Annotated in this window: 15 protein-coding genes; 10 read left to right on the top strand and 5 right to left on the bottom strand. The window is 60.5% G+C overall.

Going from position 1 to position 20,354, the window contains the following annotated elements; all coding sequences use genetic code 11:
* The first annotated feature begins 132 nt into the window (after positions 1-132).
* The 4 genes from ACURWW_RS16755 (at position 133) to ACURWW_RS16740 (ending at position 5,865) form a co-directional block, all read left to right on the top strand.
* Positions 133-741 (top strand): TetR family transcriptional regulator, encoded by a 609-nt coding sequence (locus ACURWW_RS16755; RefSeq protein ID WP_445618260.1) that lies wholly within the window; start codon positions 133-135, stop codon positions 739-741.
* Positions 742-989: 248 nt separating this feature from the next.
* Entirely contained in the window at positions 990-1,901 is a 912-nt protein-coding gene (locus tag ACURWW_RS16750) for an acyltransferase family protein (RefSeq protein ID WP_445618259.1), read from the top strand.
* A 97-nt stretch (positions 1,902-1,998) separates the two neighbouring features.
* Complete coding sequence (locus ACURWW_RS16745) at positions 1,999-3,276, top strand: O-acetylhomoserine aminocarboxypropyltransferase/cysteine synthase family protein (protein WP_445618258.1); 1,278 nt, start codon at positions 1,999-2,001, stop codon at positions 3,274-3,276.
* A gap of 201 nt (positions 3,277-3,477) precedes the next feature.
* Positions 3,478-5,865 (top strand): penicillin acylase family protein, encoded by a 2,388-nt coding sequence (locus ACURWW_RS16740; RefSeq protein WP_445618257.1) that lies wholly within the window; start codon positions 3,478-3,480, stop codon positions 5,863-5,865.
* 65 nt (positions 5,866-5,930) lie between these two features.
* Here the strand turns inward: ACURWW_RS16740 and ACURWW_RS16735 are convergent, their stop codons facing one another.
* The 4 genes from ACURWW_RS16735 to ACURWW_RS16720 all read right to left on the bottom strand — a co-directional run bounded on the left by ACURWW_RS16735 (position 5,931) and on the right by ACURWW_RS16720 (position 11,685).
* On the bottom strand, positions 5,931-8,204 hold the full coding sequence (locus tag ACURWW_RS16735; protein WP_445618256.1) for a TonB-dependent receptor: 2,274 nt from the start codon (positions 8,202-8,204) through the stop codon (positions 5,931-5,933).
* A 362-nt stretch (positions 8,205-8,566) separates the two neighbouring features.
* Positions 8,567-9,721 carry an acyl-CoA dehydrogenase family protein gene (locus tag ACURWW_RS16730; RefSeq protein ID WP_445618255.1) on the bottom strand — a complete coding sequence of 385 codons (1,155 nt, stop codon included), beginning with the start codon at positions 9,719-9,721 and terminating at the stop codon, positions 8,567-8,569.
* A 2-nt stretch (positions 9,722-9,723) separates the two neighbouring features.
* A complete protein-coding gene (locus ACURWW_RS16725) occupies positions 9,724-10,896 on the bottom strand; it encodes an acetyl-CoA C-acyltransferase (RefSeq protein ID WP_445618254.1) in 1,173 nt (390 codons plus the stop codon).
* A gap of 18 nt (positions 10,897-10,914) precedes the next feature.
* Positions 10,915-11,685: a 3-hydroxyacyl-CoA dehydrogenase gene (locus tag ACURWW_RS16720; RefSeq protein WP_445618253.1), complete on the bottom strand. Its 771-nt coding sequence runs from the start codon at positions 11,683-11,685 to the stop codon at positions 10,915-10,917.
* Positions 11,686-12,427: 742 nt separating this feature from the next.
* Between ACURWW_RS16720 and ACURWW_RS16715 the strand changes: the two genes are divergently transcribed.
* The 5 genes from ACURWW_RS16715 to ACURWW_RS16695 all read left to right on the top strand — a co-directional run bounded on the left by ACURWW_RS16715 (position 12,428) and on the right by ACURWW_RS16695 (position 17,292).
* Positions 12,428-13,600 (top strand): MlaE family ABC transporter permease, encoded by a 1,173-nt coding sequence (locus tag ACURWW_RS16715; RefSeq protein ID WP_445618252.1) that lies wholly within the window; start codon positions 12,428-12,430, stop codon positions 13,598-13,600.
* A gap of 2 nt (positions 13,601-13,602) precedes the next feature.
* Positions 13,603-14,400 (top strand): ABC transporter ATP-binding protein, encoded by a 798-nt coding sequence (locus tag ACURWW_RS16710; RefSeq protein WP_445618251.1) that lies wholly within the window; start codon positions 13,603-13,605, stop codon positions 14,398-14,400.
* A gap of 5 nt (positions 14,401-14,405) precedes the next feature.
* A complete protein-coding gene (locus ACURWW_RS16705) occupies positions 14,406-15,323 on the top strand; it encodes an MlaD family protein (protein ID WP_445618250.1) in 918 nt (305 codons plus the stop codon).
* Positions 15,320-15,964 carry an ABC-type transport auxiliary lipoprotein family protein gene (locus tag ACURWW_RS16700; protein ID WP_445618249.1) on the top strand — a complete coding sequence of 215 codons (645 nt, stop codon included), beginning with the start codon at positions 15,320-15,322 and terminating at the stop codon, positions 15,962-15,964. The genes ACURWW_RS16705 and ACURWW_RS16700 overlap by 4 nt, the downstream gene beginning before the upstream one ends.
* 194 nt (positions 15,965-16,158) lie before the next feature.
* Positions 16,159-17,292 carry a CaiB/BaiF CoA transferase family protein gene (locus ACURWW_RS16695; RefSeq protein ID WP_445618248.1) on the top strand — a complete coding sequence of 378 codons (1,134 nt, stop codon included), beginning with the start codon at positions 16,159-16,161 and terminating at the stop codon, positions 17,290-17,292.
* Between the two features lie 63 nt (positions 17,293-17,355).
* Here ACURWW_RS16695 and ACURWW_RS16690 read toward each other — a convergent pair whose 3' ends face one another.
* Positions 17,356-19,536 carry a TonB-dependent receptor domain-containing protein gene (locus ACURWW_RS16690; RefSeq protein ID WP_445618247.1) on the bottom strand — a complete coding sequence of 727 codons (2,181 nt, stop codon included), beginning with the start codon at positions 19,534-19,536 and terminating at the stop codon, positions 17,356-17,358.
* 254 nt (positions 19,537-19,790) lie between these two features.
* Here ACURWW_RS16690 and ACURWW_RS16685 point away from each other — a divergent pair, with 254 nt between their 5' ends.
* Positions 19,791-20,270, top strand: a complete 480-nt coding sequence (locus tag ACURWW_RS16685) for a hypothetical protein (RefSeq protein WP_445618246.1) — start codon at positions 19,791-19,793, stop codon at positions 20,268-20,270.
* The last annotated feature ends 84 nt before the right edge of the window (positions 20,271-20,354 follow it).

The following is a 20,354-nucleotide window of genomic DNA, read 5'->3' as shown; positions in this document are numbered from 1 at the left end:
TGGACAGTGTACAGTACGCCTTCTATTATACAAACGAGCATGTATGTAAAAAAGGGTAAGACAAAGTCCAGGGTCGGACCTTTGAACCATTCATCATAAAAATCTACATAAAAACGCAACCCGAAGGTTCCCATGGCACGCAAAACCAAGGCCGAAGCACTCGCCACCCGCAGCGATATTCTGGATGCAGCGATTCACGTTTTTCTGCAACGGGGAGTAGCGGGCGCCACTCTTGAAGAAGTTGCCGAAACCGCCGGGGTCACCCGGGGTGCCGTCTACTGGCATTTCAAGAATAAACTGGAAATATTTCAGCAATTGGTCGACGAGGTGCAGGCGACGTTCTTCGAAAGCATTCTGGAGGATCTGGACAGGGATCACCCGCAGCCTCTCGAACAGTTGCAGGGCCGCTGTGTCCAACTGCTCCGGGAATTGGAGCAGGACAAACGCCGCTCCAACATCCTTCGCATTCTGTTTTTGCGCTGCGACTATTCGGGGGATATGGAGCCCCAGCTGCTTCGTCAGGGTGAGAACAAGGAAAAAAACCTGCGCCTGTTCGCCGCCTATTTTCAGCGCGCCATTGACAAGGGGCACCTTGCCGCGGTGGCCAACCCGCGGGTTCTCGCGCTGTCGCTCATGTGCTATCTCTCGGGGATCGCCTTCGAATACTTCCGCACCAACTCCATCAAGCTGAGCACCCAGGCGGAGAAGCTGATCGACCAGTTCTTCACCGGCGTACGCTGATCCCGTCGCGGGAGCGAAACTTCCGTTCGACCCTGGCCTCGAAGCTCAACCGGGGCCATTCCTTTCCAGGATAGCCAGGCAGGCACCCGGCAGTGTTCATGACCACGTGCCGGCTGAAACCATCTCGCGAATTCCTTTCCGGTTACTTCGCCGCGTCGAGCGCGAAACCCCGCGCTCGGCGTTGGGGTGCCGATTGAGAGCGGGCAGTCGGAACCTATCCACAAAACCATGCCAAGGAACAGGTGCACATGAGAATCAGCGAGCTCGACCTTTTCCGGTTTCTGGCCGCCAGCGCGGTGATGTTTTACCACCTTTACGATTTCCACTATGGCTATTTGGGCGTCAATTTCTTCTTCATGCTTTCGGGCTTCGTCATCTTGTGGACGGCGGAACGCTCCGACTGGATTGAATTCTGTATCTCCCGCTTTTCCCGGCTCTATCCCACTTTCTGGGTCTGCATGTCCATCACCGTCTTTTACGTCTGGTTCACCAGCGCCGAAATCCCGAGTCTTTACGAGTTCATGGCGAACGCCACCATGGCTGCAGGGTATCTGGGTGCCGACTACATCGACGGGGTGTACTGGACTTTGCAGGTGGAATTGAAGTTTTACCTGCTAATCTTCACTCTTCTGGTGGCCCGGCAGATTCCCCGCATCGAACTCTGGTTGTGGGTCTGGCTGGCAGCAGGCACCCTGGGCGAGTTCTTCCGACCCGTCGCCTCGCTGACGCTGCATCCCTACCACTCCTATTTCATCGGCGGCTGTGCACTCTTCCTTATCTGGAGCCGGGGCCTGGACGCAAAGCGTCTGGCACTGTTGCTGTTGTGTGGCGCCGCGTCCGCCTACCACGCCCGGTTTCAGGTGGCCCAGTTCGTCACCGGCGTGGATCAGTCCTGGATCCCTCCCGTGGTGGTACTCCTGCTTTTCGCCTTGCTGTTTACCCTGGCGATGAAGTGGATCCGCTTCGCCCATCCATACTGGGTCACACTGGGCGCCGCGAGCTATCCGTTGTACCTGCTTCACAACAGCATTGGACAGTCCACCGTGGTGGCGGTCGTCCTTCTGACGGTTCTGGTGACGCTCTATGTGGACCGCCCCCTTCACCGCCACATTCGTTCCTTCCTTACAGTTCAGTATCGGCGGGTCACCGACGAAACCTGAACCTTCGGCCCGAGCAATGGCCGGGGCTGTCATAAGCCCCGGCACTCCTTCATAATGGCGCCCAATCTGCGACGTCGGACATTGAAGGAGACCAATAATGAAGCTTGAATCCCTGGCCCTGCACCATGGCTACGAATCGGAGCCGACTACCCGTGCGGCCACCACGCCTATCTACCAGACTACTTCCTTTACCTTCGAGAACACCCAGCACGGTGCCGATCTGTTCGATCTGAAGGTTCCCGGAAACATCTACAGCCGCATCATGAACCCCACCAATGCGGTGCTCGAAGAGCGCATTACCGCGATGGAAGGCGGCGTGGGCGCGCTGGCAGTGGCGTCCGGCATGGCCGCCATTACCTATGCCATCCAGTGCATCGCCGATGCGGGCGACAACATCGTCAGCACCAGCCAGCTCTACGGCGGCACCTACAATCTGTTTGCCCATAGCCTGCCGCGTCAGGGCATTGATGTGCGCATGGCCTCCTTCGACGACTACGACAAACTGGACTCTCTGATCGACGGCAAGACCAAAGCGGTCTTCTGCGAGTCCATCGGCAACCCGGCCGGCAACATCGTGGATGTGCAGCGACTGGCGGAAATCGCCCACAAACACGGTGTGCCCCTGATCGTGGACAACACCGTGGCCACACCCTTCCTGTGCCGTCCCTTCGATTTCGGTGCGGATGTGGTGATCCACTCACTGACCAAGTACATCGGCGGCCACGGCACCACCGTGGGCGGGATCATTGTGGATTCGGGCAAGTTCGACTGGGCGGCGCAGAAGGACCGCTTCCCCATGCTCAACGAACCGGACCCCTCCTATCACAACGTGGTGTATACCGAAGCCCTCGGTCCCGCCGCCTACATCGGCCGCTGCCGGGTTGTCCCCCTGCGCAACACCGGTTCGGCATTGGCCGCTCACAGTGCATTCCTGGTCATGCAGGGGCTGGAAACACTCGGCCTGCGCATGGAGCGGCACTGCGAGAACACCCTCGCCGTGGCCAGACATCTGAAAGACCACCCCAAGGTGAACTGGGTGAACTATGCGGCCCTGCCGGACAGCCCCTACCATGAGACCTGCAACAAAATTTGCGGAGGCAGGGCCTCGGGCATTCTCAGTTTCGGCATCCAGGGCGGCAAGGAAGCGGGCGCTCAGTTTATCGACGCGCTGCAGATGATCCTGCGCCTGGTGAATATCGGCGACGCCAAGTCACTGGCCTGCCATCCGGCCACCACCACCCACCGTCAGCTTAATGACGAAGAGCTGGCGTCCGCGGGTGTGTCGGCGGATCTGGTTCGTCTGTCCATCGGCATCGAGCACATCGACGACATTCTCGCCGACATCGATCAGGCGCTGGAAGCGGTCTCCGCCTGACCATTGCACGGGTTCCGGCGCCGGCCGGAATCCGTGATCTCCCCGGATTTTCCTATCCGTCGTTCTTTTCCCCCCTTCTCACCTCATCAGGTTCGCTGGTGGATACCGTGCGGTCAGCCGTAGTCCTATCCCTGTGGAAAGGCGGTATGCGAATATAGTGGCACTTGTCCTGACAACAACAAAAAAGCAGGGGAGCATCCCATGACACGCGCAGTAAGCTGGATCAAACGAATTATCATTGCCGCGCTGGCTCTGGTGGTGGTTGCCGGGTTCTGGCTGTGGTGGAGCCTGAACGGCAGCCTTGCCATTCTGGACGGTGAGCAGACCCTGGCGGGATTGGAGTCAGCCGTTACCGTAGAGCGCGACGGCCAGGGCATTCCCACCATCCGCGCCGAAACGCGCAGGGATACGGCTTTTGCACTTGGCTTCCTGCACGGACAGGAACGCTTCTTCCAGATGGATCTGCTGCGCCGCAACTCCGCGGGGGAGCTGGCGGCCCTGGTCGGCGAAGCGGCACTTCCCCACGACCGGCGTATTCGCATTCACCAGATGCGCAAGCGCGCGGAGCGGGCGCTGGAACAGGCCGATGCGGGGCAGCTGGCCCTTCTGGATTCGTATGCGAGCGGAGTGAACGCCGGGCTCGCGGCGCTTGCAAAATCCCCCTTCGAATACCTCCTGCTGCGCACCGATCCACAGCCCTGGGTTCCTGCGGACAGCATCCTCGCCCTGTACAGCATGTACATGGATCTCCAGCCGGAATGGAACGAGCACGAGCGTTCCGTTGCCGTCCTGCGCGACCTGCTGCCGGAGGACTGGTACCGCTTTCTCACACCGCGCGGCGGGCAGTGGGATTCACCCATTCACGGCGAGCGTTTCGACTGGCGAGCAGACTTCCCGCAACAGGCGCTGGCGGAGCTGCAACAGGAGCAGCAGGTGGCCGCTGACTGGAACTACCGGGACAGCATCGAACTCGGGTCCAACAACTGGTCCGTGTCCGGCGTTTTGAACGGCTACCGGGCCGGCACCGTTGCCAACGACATGCACCTGGGCCTGAGCGTGCCCAACATCTGGTACCGGGCCTCCTGGTATCTGGATGACGGTCGCCGCGTTACCGGGGCCACATTGCCGGGCGCGCCCACTCTGGTGGTGGGCTCCAATGAACATATTGCCTGGGGTTTTACCAACTCCTACGGCGACTACCACGACAGCATCATCCTCAACACCAATGCCGGGCAGAGCGCTTATATGACGGAAGAAGGCTGGGAGGATTTTCGGACCGAAGTGGAACAGGTGCAGGTCAGTGGTGGCGAAGCAATTCCCGTCGAGGTGCGCCTGACCCGCTGGGGACCGGTCATCGGCGAGGACCACAAGGGTAACCTCCTGGCCCTGCGCTGGGTCGCCCATGATCCTGAAGCCGCCAACCTCAACCTGTTGGGCATGGAAACGGCGGACACGGTTCACGATGCATTGACCATCGCCGCCACGGCGGGAATGCCGGGACAGAACCTCAATGTAGTTGACCATCTGGGCAACCAGGCCTGGACCATCATGGGCCGCCTGCCGCGCCGCTTCGGCTATAGCGAAGCGGGCCTGAGCCCACTTGAGCCGGCTGACTGGTCCAACGGCGAGCTCGGTTGGGACGGTTACCTTACGGCCGAGGAATATCCGCGCGTGGTGAACCCGGAGCACGGCCGGATCTGGACGGCCAACGCACGCATTGTTTCCGATGAGTTACTGGCGACCGTCGGCTGGGGCGACTACGCCCTCGGTGCCCGCCAGCAGCAGATCGAGACGGGGCTGTTCGCGCGCGAAACCCTGAGTGAACAGGACCTGCTGGATATTGCCCTGGATGATCGCGCCCTGTTTCTTGAACGCTGGCAGCAGCTCTTTGTGGCAGTGCTGGAGCACAGTGAAAACGCGGATTTGAAAGAGTTGAAAAACCACGTGTCCGACTGGGGCGCACGGGCGAGCGCGGACTCTGTGGGCTATCTGGCCGTCAAGGTGTTCCGGGAAGAGGTGATCGACAATACCCTTGGGGAAGTGGTGCGCCATGTGGCGGACCGAACCAACACTGAAGAACAGCAGGTTTTCTGGCCCGTCTACGTGGACAGCATGTTCGAATACCCGGCCTGGACACTGGTGAGCAGCCGGCCCGCGCAACACGTGCCTGCAGGCTACCCGGATTGGCCGAGCTTTCTCAGCGCCATGGCGACGCAAACCCTGGAGCGCCTGACCGAAGATGGCGAAGAACTCGCGGAGCAGACCTGGGGCAAGTACAACACCCTGGCCATTCAGCATCCCCTCAGCCGCGCGCTGCCCGTCCTGTCCCGGTGGCTGGATATGCCTGCCGAGCCGATGCCCGGCGACACCTATATGCCACGTGTGCAACGCCAGTCGTCCGGCGCGTCCGAGCGCATGGTGGTGGCCCCCGGCCATGAGGAGAACGGCATCTTCCACATGGCTACCGGCCAGAGCGGGCATCCTCTCTCTCCCTATTATGACAAGGGGCACCGGGACTGGGTGGAAGGCAACCCCAGTTCCTTCCTTCCGGGAGAGGTCGCCTGGCGACTGGTTCTGCAACCGGAATAGAAGAACCGAACTGCGCAGCCGTAACGAAAAAGCCCGGTCAACAATGACCGGGCTTTTGGTTTCCCTTACAGGGTCCAGCTGAATCGGGCGCCGTAGGTTCGAGGCTTGCCCCACACCGCGTAGCCCCAGTCCGTCCAGAGGGTATTCTGGTAGGTGAAGTACTCTTCGTTGGCCAGGTTGTTCACGAAGGCCTCCACCGCAAAGGTGCCCTCCAGTGAGTGCCAGCTAACCTTCGCATTGGCCAGGCCGTAGCTGTCATGCCAGGAGTAGGGGTCGTTCTCCACTTGCAGGTAGTGTTCATCCTGCCAGGCGTAATCGGCCTGCAACGTGATGTCACCCGCGTCACCGAGCCCGAGGTAGTACCGGGCAACCAGGTTGTAAGTGAGGCCGGGCGCCGAGGGCAACTCGTTTCCGTCCAGCGGATAAATATCGCCCGCCACGGGAAACAGAATGTCCGATTCGAACTCCGTGTCCAGCAGGCCAAGGCCGGCAATCAGCTCGAAGGACTGGCTTACCTGGGCAGTGACCTCCACTTCCGCCCCCCGGCCCCTTACGTCACCGGCGTTGATGATCCGGCTGCCGTCGTCAACCGTAATAAAAAGCTGGGATTGAAAGTCCTCGACCTCGTAGGCAAAAACAGCCCCGTTGAGCCGCATGCGACCGTCAGCCAGTTCGGTTTTCAGACCCAGTTCAAGATTGGTGATTTCCTCCGCATCCACGGGCGCCAGGGCTTCCGGTCGGGCGTTGTAACTGCCGGAGTAGCCACCGCTCTTGTAGCCGGTGGAAAGACTGGCGTAGACCAACGTCCCCGCAGCCGGCCTCCAGTCCAGACCGAGCCGGCCCGTGATTGCATCATCGGTCAGGTCGTCTTCCGTGTAGGTGGTGGTATAGCTGCTGAACAGAGGGCCGGGAACGTAGCGAAACTCTCGCTCCTCGTCCGTATAGCGGGCGCCCACCACAGCCGTAAGCTCAGGGGTGAGTTCGTACTCCAGCTGACCGAACAGAGCCCAGGACAGGGTATCCAGCGCAACCACCTCGGTATGAAAAAAGCCTCCGGATGCCGCCGCATCCGCAGCGGTGGGAGCCTGAGTCACCAGCCCGCGATCATCCTTGTAGTAGTAAAGTCCAGTCACCCAGGCGGCATTGGATGAATTGCCGTTCAGGCGGAATTCCTGGCTGTACTGCTCCGCATCCACAGAGTACTGCTCGTCGAAGAATACGACGGAGGTTCCATCGCCGTCGTCCTGCATAAGCTTGTCCAGCTCTTCATAAGCGGTAACGGACGTGAACTCCATGGAATCGCCAATGCCGGTGCTGTAAGTAATCGACGTGCCGAAGGTGTCGATCCGGGTGGCCAAACCACCACTGGCGCTGGAGGCGACGTGCTCTGGGTCGAAGTTGCCATTCACTTCCCCGGCGCCCGTAATCGCCTCGGTGGATGAAATGGTGCTGGTGCACAGGCCTTTGTGGATAAGGGAAATGGGACACTTCTCCGCGGAGCTGTCGTTGCTGCGCAGATAGCCCATATGGGCAAAGCCCACGGACTTCTGATCCGCCTCGCTGCCGTGAACATTCAGCAGCAACTCCCCACTGGTTCCAACGTCCAGGGCCAGCTTGGCTCGATAGCCGAGATTGTCCGTGTTATTGAGCTCTTCTCCAGTCAGCACGTTGGTTTGCCAGCCATCGGCGGTCGTGGATTTCACCGCGATTCGGCCGCGAACGCCGTCGCTGATGGGGCCGCTTACAAAGCCTTCGATGATCCGCTCGTCATAGTTGCCGAAGGAAACCGACGCGGAGGCCTCCAGGTTTTCCGTCGGATCGCGGGACAGATAATGGACCAGCCCTCCCGTGGTATTGCGGCCGTAGATGATTCCCTGGGGGCCGCGCAACACCTCCACACGTTCCAGATCGAATAACTGAATGGCGGATCCGGCCGGATTACCGCGATACACATCATCCACATACAGGGAAACCGGAGACTCCCAGGAGTCGGAAAAATTGACCAGGCTGATACCGCGCAGGCTCACCGATGGGCTGGACGCCTCGCCAAAAATGGCGAAGAAGTTCATGTTCGGTACTTGCTGGGTGATATCGAGGCCCTCTTCAAACCCCATCTTTTCGATGGCGTCGCCCGAGAAGGCGCTGACAGCAACCGAAACATCCTGCATGTTTTGCTCACGCTTTTGCGCGCTCACCACAATCTCCTCGATCACCGATTGCTGAGCGATGGACGAAACGGAAAAGAGGACGGGCAGCGCGGCGAGGGTGCTTACCAGCAGTGGATGCGACCGGTGGGGAGGGTATGAGGGACGGATGCTGGAACCGGATTTTTCATGCATATGGATCTCCCTGTTGTGTTGTTGTTTTTGTTGTGCCCGACAGGTCCTGTCGACAACCTGGCACTGGCATGCGCGGTCACTCTATCATCTCCCGCACAAACGGTTCCAACGCGCCAGCGTGGGTATGGCGTTCCATTCCTTATGCTGTCGTGGATGAGAGAGGAAGCGACTGTCACAATGCCCGCGCACCGTGACGCCACTGTTTGATTCGTAAGGGGAAGGGACCAAGCAGGTGAAAGCAGTGAAGAAAGGGTTACCCAACTTCGTGCAATCAACTGGAAGTCGATGGGAACGCCGGCAGCCGTCGAAACAGTTGTCCGACGGCCTGCCGGACGATACAGCAAGGTGAATCAAGCGGCGCTTCAGATCTCTCGTGCAATCAGCATCTTCATGATCTCATTGCTGCCGCCGTAGATTTTCTGCACCCGGGCGTCGGCGTACATGCGCGCGATGGGATACTCCATCATGTAGCCGTAACCGCCGAAGAACTGCAGGCATTCATCCACCACTTCGCACTGCTTCTGAGTGGTCCACCATTTGGCCATGGCGGCGGTGGCGGCATCCAGCTTTCCATCCATCAGCAGTGCCGCGCAATCGTCCACGAAGCTGCGGGCGATGCGTGCTTCCGTATAACGTTCGGCCAGTCGGAACTGAGTGTTCTGAAAATCCAGAATACGTTGTCCGAAAGCCTTGCGCTCTTTCACGTAGTCGCTGGTGAGTTTCAGTGCCCGTTCGATAGCTGCGCACGCACTCACGGCAATGATCAGACGCTCCTGGGGAAGCTGTTGCATCAATTGCTTGAATCCCTGTCCTTCCTCAGGCCCGAGGAGATTCTCCACGGGCACCTTCATATCCGTGAAAAAAAGCTCCGAGGTGTCCTGAGCCTTCATGCCGATCTTGTCCAGGTTGCGACCCCGTTCGAAGCCAGACTCCACCCGGTCCACTTCCACCATGATCAGCGAAACGCCTTTGGCCTTCTCGTGGGGATCGGTCTTGGTGACAAGGCAGAGTAGGTTGCAAACCTGTCCGTTACTGATGAAGGTTTTCTGCCCATTGACCACATAATAATCTCCGTCCTGCACGGCCGTGGTCTTGACCGCCTGCAGATCCGATCCGGTGCCCGGCTCCGTCATGCCGATGGCGCCGATCATTTCCCCGCTGGCCAGCTTCGGCAGCCAGCGCTGCTTCTGCTCTTCGGTTCCGTAGGCCAGAACATAGTGGGCCACAATCACCGAGTGTACGGCAATGCCGATGGCCGACACGTCCGCGTGATCGAACTCCTCGGCAATCACCATCTCATGGCGGAAGTCGCCGCCCGCGCCGCCGTACTCTTCCGGAATGGAAGCACAGAGCAGACCGGCCTCGCCGGTTTTGCGCCAGGCCTCCTTATCCATGAATCCCTGCTTGTTCCAGCGCTCCGCGTTGGGGATAAATTCCTGCTCACAAAAGCGGCGTGTGGCCTCCCTGAGCATTTGCAACTCGTCGTTCATCCATCGACGGGGAAGTTCGTTCAACATTCTTATACCCTCTCGATGATCATGGCGTTGGCAGTACCGCCCCCTTCGCAAATGGCGATCAGCCCGTAGCGTTGCTCCCGTCGCTCAAGTTCGTGGAGCAAGGTGGTCATCAGCTTGGCGCCGGTGCAGCCCAGCGGGTGGCCGAGCGCCTGAGCGCCGCCATTCACGTTGAGCTTGTCCATGTCGGCGCCCACGGCCTTGAGCCAGGACAGGGGCACGGAGCCGAAGGCTTCGTTCACTTCGTAGAGGTCCATGTCCGCCAGGGACAGGCCGGACGACTTGAGTACTTTTTCCGTGGCGGGAATGGGCCCTTCCAGCATGATCACCGGATCCGAACCCACAACGGTCATGGAGTGAATGACCGCCCGCGGCGTGAGGTTGAACTTTTTCAGTGCATTCTCGTTCACCACCAGGATTGCGGCGGCTCCATCGCTGATCTGGCTGGCGGTGCCTGCAGTGAGCACGCCGTCCTCTGCCAGTGTCTTCAGCTCGCCCATGGCTTCCAGCGAGGCGTCGAAGCGAATGCCCTCGTCGGTGTCGTGAACCACTTCGCCGAGTTCGGGGTGATTCACGGTCAGCGGCAGGATCTCCCGTTCGAAATAGCCGGCCTGGGTGGCTGCGGCCGCGCGCTGATGACTGCGGACGCCAAACTGATCCAGTTCTTCCCGGGAGAGCTCGTATTTTTTGGCCAGCAACTCGGCCCCGTCGAACTGACTGAACTGAACGCCGGGGTAGCGCTCTTCAAGACGCTCGCCCTTGGGCGCGCCGCGGCCGTTTTCCAGCCCATCCTTGACGTTGGACCCGATGGGCACCTTGCTCATCACCTCAACGCCCCCGGCGATTACCGCGTCCTGAGTGCCGGACATGACCGCCTGGGCGGCAAATTGAATGGCCTGCAGCGCGGAACCGCATTGGCGATCCACCGTGGTGCCCGGAACCTCCAGCGCGAGATTGGATGAGAGACAAACGTTGCGGGCGATATTGCCCGCCTGCGCACCGATCTGGCTGACGCAGCCGTAAATCAGATCGTCCACTCCATCGTTGGGAATCCCGGTGCGGCGCAGCAGTTCATCCACAACCGTTGCGCCAAGGTCGATGGGATGTACGTGACTCAGCCGACCGTTACGTCGACCCGCAGCGGTGCGGACAGCGCCGACAATGTAAGCTTTGCTCATGTTTTATCGCTCCAGTCTCTATTTGGGCTGCATGCGGATACCCGCATCCAGCCGGATCGTCTCGCCGTTCAGATAGCCGCATTCGACGATGTAGCCAGCAAGCTGGGCGAACTCTTCCGGTTCGCCGAGACGGGCGGGGAACTGGGTCATGGCGATGAGAGGGTCGCGCACTTCCGCAGGCATTCCCGCCATCATGGGCGTTTCGAAGATTCCGGGGGCAATGGTCATTACCCGGATGCCGCTTTTGCTCAGGTCCCGGGCGATCGGCAGGGTCATGGACGCAATGCCACCCTTGGATGCGCTGTAAGCGGCCTGTCCGATCTGCCCATCAAAAGCGGCGACAGAAGCCACGTTGACGATGACGCCCCGTTCACCATCCTCGGTGGCGGCTTCGTTCTCCTGCATGCGTGCTGCGCACAGGCGCAGTACGTTGAAGGTGCCGATCAGGTTGGTGCGAATGATCTTCTCGAACCGCTCCAGTGGCATGGGTCCATCGCGGCCCACCGTTCGCCCTGCGGTTCCCACGCCGGCGCAGTTTACGTTCACATGCAGGGCACCGAAGGTATCAATGGTTTTGTCGATGGCGCTCGCAACCTGCTCTTCGTTGGTAACGTCTCCAGCGGCAAAGCTGGCATTTTCCCCGAGCTTTTCCGCAGCGGCTTTCGCCGTGTCCGGGTTCAAGTCGAAAATCATGACTTTCGCGCCCTGAGCAATGAACCGCTGCGCCGTCGCAAAGCCAAGGCCGGATCCGGCACCGGTAATGAACGCCGTTTTGTTTTCCAAACGCATAATGCTCCACCTTCTGTTTTTTATGCGGGAGTGTTGATAGATAGAGTTTCCATCGTGAATCGCCACGCGGCACACCGTAGGTTGGGTTAGGCCGCAGGCCGTAACCCAACAGCTCTCAAGCATCTCTCTGGCGCTGGAGCTCGGCGGGGCACACCCTTGTTGGGTTACGCTACGCTAACCCAACCTACGCAACCCCGCGCGCAGGCACACCGTAGGTTGGGTTAGGCCAAAGGCCGTAACCCAACAGCTCTCAAGCATCTCTCTGGCGCTGGAGCTCGGCGGGCACACCCTTGTTGGGTTACGCTACGCTAACCCAACCTACGCAAACCCGCGCGCAGGCACACTGTAGGTTGGGTTAGGCCGAAGGCCGTAACCCAACAGCTCTCAAGCATCTCTCTGGCACTGGAGCTCGGCGGGGCACACCCTTGTTGGGTTACGCTACGCTAACCCAACCTACGCAAACCCCGCGCGCAGGCACACCGTAGGTTGGGTTAGGCCGAAGGCCGTAACCCAACAGCGACCCGGCACCTTTTTACTCAACCGCCGATGGAAACTCTTCAGTCTGAGTAACACCTGTATCAGTGGGCTGATCTTACTCACTCGCCGCGACCTTGTACACGATTCCGGTCCCGTTCGCAGCGACCGCGCAGTCGGAGAAAGCAGCGTTGCAAAAAAGCACAAGCGCATGCTGGTTCAAATAATGCTGGATGACGAGCCGTGAGAGTCAAGACACGAGGGACATGTGAGCGGCGCGGGTCGAGTAGTGCACGTGAAGGGCGTGTGGCAAATTGAAGGGGACTGGACGCTGCCTTTCTACGAGGAGCTGCGCAGGGAGGTGGAACGGGTTGAATCACGGCTCCGCACGGATGATGTGATTTCCCTGTCCTCACTTGGACGCCTGGATACCGCCGGGGCCGGTGTGCTGTGTTCGCTGTTGGGCTCCCGGCGAATCGGAGAGCTTCAGGGTGCGCCTCACGGTAGACGCCACGCTCCCGATGACCGCAACGAGCCCGCACCCGAACCCCATGCGCTCACCCCGGAAAAAATTGCGCTCCTCTCAGCGGTTGCAAAAGCGCTGGAGCAGCCGGAAAGTCCAGAGGTGGAACAACCGTCCGGCATTGCTGCCGAGTTGGCCCACATCGGCCGCACGATCGAAACAGTCTGGAGTCAGCAGCGCACGCTGCTTGGCTTTATGGGTCTCACTTTGCAGACACTGGTTACCACCATCCCGAAGCCGGGGCGCTGGCGGCTGACCGCTCTCGCGGCGCAGATCGAGAACACCGGCCTCGACGCACTTCCCATTGTCGCTCTGCTGACCTTCCTGGTGGGTGCGGTTGTCGCCTTTCTTGGCGCTACCGTACTTGCGGAGTTTGGCGCGAGCGTCTTCACCGTAAACCTGGTTGCGTTCTCGTTCCTTCGGGAGTTCGGCGTTTTACTCGCGGCGATACTTCTGGCCGGTCGCACCGGCAGTGCCTTTGCGGCCCAGATTGGCTCCATGAAGGCCAACCAGGAAGTGGACGCAATTCGTGTGCTGGGGCTCGACCCGGTGGAACTGCTGGTGCTTCCGCGGGTACTGGGATTGATCGTAACGCTGCCGATTCTGACTCTGGTGGGCATGGTCAGCGGCATCGCTGGAGGGTTGGCGGTTTCGGCCCTGGCCCTGGATATTACTCCTCTGATGTATGTATCGATTCTCCAGAGTGACATTTCCGTGAGCCACTTCTGGGTGGGCTTGAGCAAGGCCCCCGTTTTCGCCTTCGTGATCGCGGTGATCGGCTGCGTGGAAGGGTTCAAGGTCAGCGGAAGCGCGCAATCGGTGGGCGAACACACCACCTCCAGCGTCGTGCAGTCCATCTTTATGGTCATTTTGCTGGATGCCATTGCGGCCTTGTTTTTTATGCAAATGGATCTTTAGGAATGGAGGATGCAGTTCTTGCCATTCGCGGTCTGGTGAACCGGTTCGGGCCGAAAACGGTGCACGAGGGTTTGGATCTGGATCTGTGGCCCAGGGAAATACTCGGTGTCATCGGTGGCTCCGGCGCGGGCAAGTCCGTGCTGCTGCGCAGCAGCGTGGGCCTGCACCGCCCCACCGCGGGGGAGGTTCGTCTGCTGGGGCAGCGATTGTGGCAACTGTCCCAACGTGAGCGTTCCCGTTTGCAGGGCCGCGCAGGTGTGCTTTTTCAAAGCGGCGCCCTGTTCACCTCACTGACCGTGCAGGAAAACGTGGCAGTACCCCTCGTCGAACACGCGGGGCTGGGCCGGAGGGATGCAGAACTTCTAGCGGAGCAGAAGATCGCCCTGGTCGGACTGTCGGCTGACGCTGCCCGCAAGTATCCGGCCGAATTGTCCGGCGGAATGGTCAAGCGTGCGGCATTGGCCCGTGCCATCGCCCTCGACCCGAAGCTCCTGTTTCTGGATGAGCCCACCGCCGGGCTCGACCCGATCGGGGCGGCGGCCTTCGACCAGTTGATACTCACGCTGCGCGACGCGCTCGGACTCACTGTGTTCGCGGTCACCCACGACCTGGACACGATCCATCGCATCTGCGACCGGGTGGCGGTGCTGGCGCAGAAACGGGTGCTGATCGCCGGGGATCTGACAACGGTTTCAGGCAGCGATGATCCTTGGGTGCGCGCCTACTTCCAGGGGCCACGTGGGCGCGCCGCCGCAGTGGCGGCCCGGGAAGGTGCGAAGCAGGATCGGAAAAGGAGGTAAAGCCCATGGAGACGCGGGCCCACCATGTAATCATCGGGTTGTTCGTTGTTGTTGCAGTTGTCAGCGGGCTGCTGTTCGCGCTGTGGCTGGCCAAGCCCGCCGCGGACGAGGACTATCAGTACTTCATCATCGGCTTCACGCGCCCCGTCAGCGGCCTGTCGGTCGGAAGCCGTGTGGAATACAGCGGCATCCCCGTGGGGGACGTGGTGGATCTCAGTCTCAATCCGGACGATCCGCGGCGGGTGCGCGCCCTCATCCGCGTTTATGCGGATACGCCGGTCAACGAAGACACCAAGGCGGATCTGGGGCTGGCCAACATCAGTGGGGCGATGAAGATTCAGCTCTCCGGTGGTACTCCGGAGAGTTCGCGCATCGAGGGAGACTCGCGCAACCCGCCGCTCATTGTTGCCGAACCATCCTCATTCGGCGCCGTTCTGGAATCGGGGGAAGGCCTGATCATCAGTATCAGCGAGCTTTTGGAAAGTGCTAACCAGCTTCTCTCGGACCGGAACATCGAGCGCATTGCCAACACTCTGGACCATCTGGAGGAGAGCACCAGAGTGATTGCCGAGCAAAGCGGCGACATCGCACAACTGAGCCGCAAGGCGGAAACCGCCATGGACGAAATCATTCTGCTCGCGCGCAACACGGATGCATCCCTGAACCACGAACGCCGGGGGCTGCTCACCCGCGCAGGGGAAGCCACCCGCGACCTGCAGCAGGCGAGCGAACGGCTGGACACCTTGCTGCAAGACAACCAGGGCGCGGTGGACAGCGGGTTACAGGGCTTGTCGGATCTGGGACCGGCGCTGGAGGAACTGCGCGGTACCCTGGGCAACCTCAATCGAATCAGTCGCCGGCTGGAGGAAAACCCGAGCGGCTTTCTGTTTCGACGGGAAGAGGTTGAGGAGTTTGAGCCTTGAGATTTGCCTGCGAGCTGCCTGCGCGACTCCTGCCACTCTTCCTGATGATGTTCTGGCTCGTGGCCTGCACCGTCCTGCCGGAGCCGGAAAGCCTGCGGCTGTTCGTTCTGCCTCTGCAAACGTCGGAGTCAGTGGCCGGCTCCGGCCCCGGACTGTCGACCATCCTGCGTGTGCGCAGCCCTCAAGCGGGCCCCGTGCTGTCCACTGCCCGCATTGCGGTATTGCCCCGGGATAACGAGGTCACCGCGTATCGCGGCGCGCGCTGGAGCGAACCGGTCCCCAGTCTGCTGCGGGATCGCGTGATCGAAGCCTTCCTTGAAAACGGCCGTCTGGCGGGTGTCCATGACGACCAAAACAGGTTTGCGGCCGACCTGGAGCTGCACAGCAAGCTGCAGGCCTTTCAGAGCGAGTACGAAGCAGGGGAGCCTCGGGTGCGAATCCGGCTCGACGTGCGCCTCACCGACAGCGCGGGCCGGCGCGTGCTTGCGGCCAGGCGTTTTGAAATCAGCGAGCCGAGCCCCGACGAAGACATCGAAACAGTGGTGGCGACATTTGGTCGTGCCGCGGACCGCCTCAGTGACCGGCTGGTGAGTTGGACTCTGGACCAGATCGCGCGGCTGGAAGCAGCGGCGGGCGACTGAGAGCGCGCGGCACTGGCGAGAATAAACCAACGGGCAAACGGACCCGCGGGTCCGCGATTCCAACCTGGACCCCGTCCCGGTTTTTCACCAAAATGCTTCGAGGCATTCACCGCAGGCATGAGCATTCCTGAATTTCAAGGGCGAACGCTGTTGCCAAACTCAAAACTGCCATGCACATCAATCAGGAGATAACCATGGGCCCGTTGAACGGAATCCGCGTTATTGAAATTGCCGGGCTTGGTCCTGCTCCCTTTTGCGCCATGTTGCTGGCCGACCTGGGCGCCGAGGTGATCCGCGTCGATCGCCTGGATCAAACCGGCAAGCGCAGTCAGAACGGGCTGGTGGATCGCGGTCGCCGGTCCATCGCTCTGAACCTGAAATCCAGTGCAGGACGTGAGACGGTGCTGCGATTGCTCGAGGGTGCGGACGTGGTTCTGGAAGGTTTTCGGCCCGGGGTTATGGAGCGCCTCGGCCTCGGCCCCGACGCGTGCCTGCAGCGTAACGGGAAACTCGTGTACGGGCGCATGACCGGCTGGGGCCAGGAAGGGCCGCTCGCCCAGTCGGCAGGCCACGACATCAACTACATCGCTGTGACCGGCGCCCTGCATTCCATGGGCGCTGCGGACCGGCCGCCGAGTCCGCCCCTGAACCTGGTGGGCGATTACGGTGGCGGCGGGATGTTGCTGGGGCTGGGGGTGCTCGCCGCCCTGCTGGAGCGGAACAGCTCCGGGAAGGGGCAGGTGGTGGATGCGGCCATGGTGGACGGCAGTGCCCTGTTGATGACCGTTTTCTACGGCATGCACGCAAATGGTATGTGGAACGATACCCGCGAAAGCAATCTGCTGGACGGCGCGGCGCATTTTTATCGCAGCTATGAATGCAGCGATGGCAAGTTCATCGCCGTGGGTGCCCTGGAGCCTCAGTTCTACCGCGAGCTGCTGGAGAAGTGCGGGCTGAGCGACGAAGCGTTTGCAACCCAGGATCCCGCTTCGTGGCCCGATCTCAGTGAGCGCTTTGCCCGCTTGTTTCGCACCCGGTCCCGGGACGAGTGGTGCCAGCTCCTTGAGGGCGACACCTGCGTTGCTCCAGTGCTCGACCTGGGTGAAGCGCCCCACCATCCACACAACCGCGCCCGGGAAACCTTTGTGAAGCACGATGGAATTTTGCAACCGGCGCCCGCGCCCCGTTTCAGTCGCAGCAAGGCGCAACTGGAAAGACCCGCGCCAACCATTGGGGAGCACAGCGAAAACGTACTCAAAAGTTTTGGCTTCGAGGATACGGAGATCGCAAACCTGATTGCGGCAGGTGAGATTGCAGGCGGGAAGTGAATAAAAAAACCTTGCCGCCCGGGAGATTGGAACGGCAAGGAACACAACGACCGGAGAGGGTCCTTAGAACGCCAAACTCAGGGACACCCACAATCGACGTCCTTCTTCGGCGATCGCATAAGTGTTGGAGTACACGGTGTCGCCGCGGTAATCGAAGGGGCGGTACTCGATAAAATTCTTGTCCGCAAGGTTGTAAATGGTGGCGCTCAATCGCAGGTTGTCGGAAAACTGATAGCTCCCGCCCAGATTGAAGACCGAGTAGGCCTCGTAGTCCCCGAGTTGTTCCTGGGCCGCATCGTTGCTGCGTCCGGTGCCCCGGTAACGGCTGCTGTTGTATTCGCCGCGGAGCCGCAGATTCAGGGCGTCCATCGCCGCCCAGTTGATGCTCCCCGTAAGTCGGTGTTTGGGCAGTTCAACGAGGGGTTCGCCTTCGTCAGCGCCGCTCTTCTGCTCGCTGTCGGAATGGGTGTAGCTCAAGGATGTGCTGATTGCTTCGGTGAGCTGGAGCTTCATTCCCAGCTCCACGCCCTGGGTTTCAGCCTTGTCCACATTCACCTTCTGACCGAACTCTACGATAGGGCCGCCACGTCCTTCCGGGTACCAGCCCACATCCGTACAGCCTTCCGTGCTGTAGTTGCCCGCCTGGTAATCTGCTTCGGTCACGTTGTAGCTGCAGTTCGCGACGCCCGGGCCGCTGGCAATCTTGTCCTCGAAGTCACTGCGGTAGACGGTCGCGTTGGCCACAAAGCCTGCACCGTTGTCGTAGTACAAACCCATTTCATAGTTGGTGCTGGTTTCCGGCCCCAGGTCAGGGCTGCCGAGCAGGGGAATGGTGCCCTGGCCGCCAAAGCCCACAATGCCGTCGGCAAGCTGGTCCAGGCTCGGGGCCTTGTAGCCGCGGCTCACGCCACCCTTGACCGTGATTGAATCGCTTGCATCGTAAATCAGGTAAGCGCGCGGGCTCCAGTTGTCGCCGAACACACTGTGGTCGTCGTAGCGGGCGCCGAGGGTCAGAGCCAGAGGGTCCAGCAATCGCCACTCGTCTTCGGCGAAGACCGCTACCTGATCGTGCGTGAACACCTTCGGGCTCAGGCCCTCGATCATTTCCGCTTCCCAGTATTGTCCGCCAACCGTAAACGTGTGATCGCCGAGAGAGCGGTAAAATTTAAGATTGAGAATGTCGTTGGTCGCTTCAATCTGGCGGGCGTCGCCTGCGCGGCGACCGGTTCCCGGCACGTCGGCAGGAAGCGTGCGCCCCAGGGTTTCGGTGGTGTTGTGAGTCAGATCCGCATCCAGAAACCCGTCCCACACCATCGCGGTATAGGCGAGCACGTACTGCTCGCGATTGAATTCCAGTTCCGGCAGGTAGCCCGAGCCCAGAGTTCCAAGCTGGCCCTGCCCGTTGTCATACTGCTGCTCGTTCACGTCCGCGTCGAACCAGATGCGCTGCTCGTCATCCGGCGTCCAGGTGAGGCGGGCCCCCAGGCTGGTGGTGTCCATTTCGGTTACCGCCGGGCCGCCGGCAATGCCGCCGTCCTCGACCGGGTTGCCGTTGGCATCTTCGAAGGTGTAAACGCTCTCGTCACGCTGGTAGCTGCGACCTCGCAGTGCCAGTGCTACTTTGCCGGGGATGACGGGGCCGTCCAGATAGACGCTGCCGTTGCGATCATCGCCAAAGCGATCGTCGTTCTGGAGTGTACCGTCCACCCGCACCTCCCCGCCCCAGTTTTCATCCGGGGTGCGGGTGATAATGTTGATCACGCCGCCCATGGCATCCGCACCGTATAGGGTGGACATGGGCCCGCGCACCACTTCGATGCGCTCAATGGCAGAAGGCGGTGGCATGAAGCTGCTGCGGGTCTGTCCGAAACCGTTGGGCGTTACATTGCCTGCCGCATCCTGTCGGCGCCCGTCCACTAGAAACAAGGTGTACTCCGCCGGCATGCCGCGCAAACTGATGGCGCGGCCACCATTCTTGCCGAGGGGCGCGCCTACATCCACGCCTTCCACCGCGGATAGTGCGTCGGCCAAATCCCGTACGTGTCGCGTTTCCAGTTCGGCTCGGGGAATCACCGTAATGCTGGCAGGCGCATCGGCGATGTTCTGTTGAAAGCCCGCTGCGGTCACGACGATCTCTTCGATGACCTTTTGAGATTCGCCCTCCGCCGCCCAGGCGATCTGAGATGCGACGGCCACCGCGAACGCCAGACTGCCCCGGCTGGCTCCTTTTGCCCCTGATTTCATAATTCTGCTCCGTGGAGTGGTCTGCGATATGGGAATGCTTAACAAATGCACTTGATAGGTGTTAATGGGCGCAGATGATAATCATTCGCAATAAGCTCTGCAAGAGGCGAGCGTGATTTTTGTCAGCAGAATTCGGAAGGGGTGTGGCATTTGACGACATGAGCGGTTGCGGGCAACATCGCTGCCCCGGCGCGGCGTGCGCCGCACATCATAAATGAGCGCGAGCAAGCAGGCGCATTGCCAGGAGAGAGTTGATGTCCGAAGCCTTGGGTACCATCGTGATTTACGCCCCAGACCCTGTACTTGATGGACTCGGGTCGGATTCAGACACGGTTTCCTGGGACAGCATGGCCGCTCTGTTTGATAGCGCCGGCATTCCGTCCCTGAAAGACGCTCACTCGATGCTGCGGTTTTACGATGGCAGGCCCTTCCCCCACGAGGGCTTCCAACGGCAGGGCGGAGCGATGATGATCCGCATCTTCGGTGAGGAATGGATGTATGCCATGGAGGGACTGGTGGAAAAGGGCAAAGTCGAGGTTTACGGCAGCATCAGCCACGAATACGGCCACGACGGATACTACGCCCGCAACCCCGAAGGCGAGACCTATTTCCAGGTGGTAGATTTCGAGGGAGATGATGACGTGGACGAGGAAGCTGTCCGCGAGGAGTGGCTGGCGGCCGTACCGGACCGGGTAAAACACGCCTTCCCAAGCGTTTTCGATTTTGATGGTTAGGTGGCCATGTTGGGTTACGCTTCGCTAACCCAACCTACGCACTCAGATGGATCGGCTCTGCGATGCGCCTTGTAGGTTGGGTTA

The organism is Gilvimarinus sp. F26214L (assembly GCF_054401055.1).
Note: the sequence above shows the minus strand (reverse complement) of the source record. Positions and strands in the feature narration are given on the sequence as shown.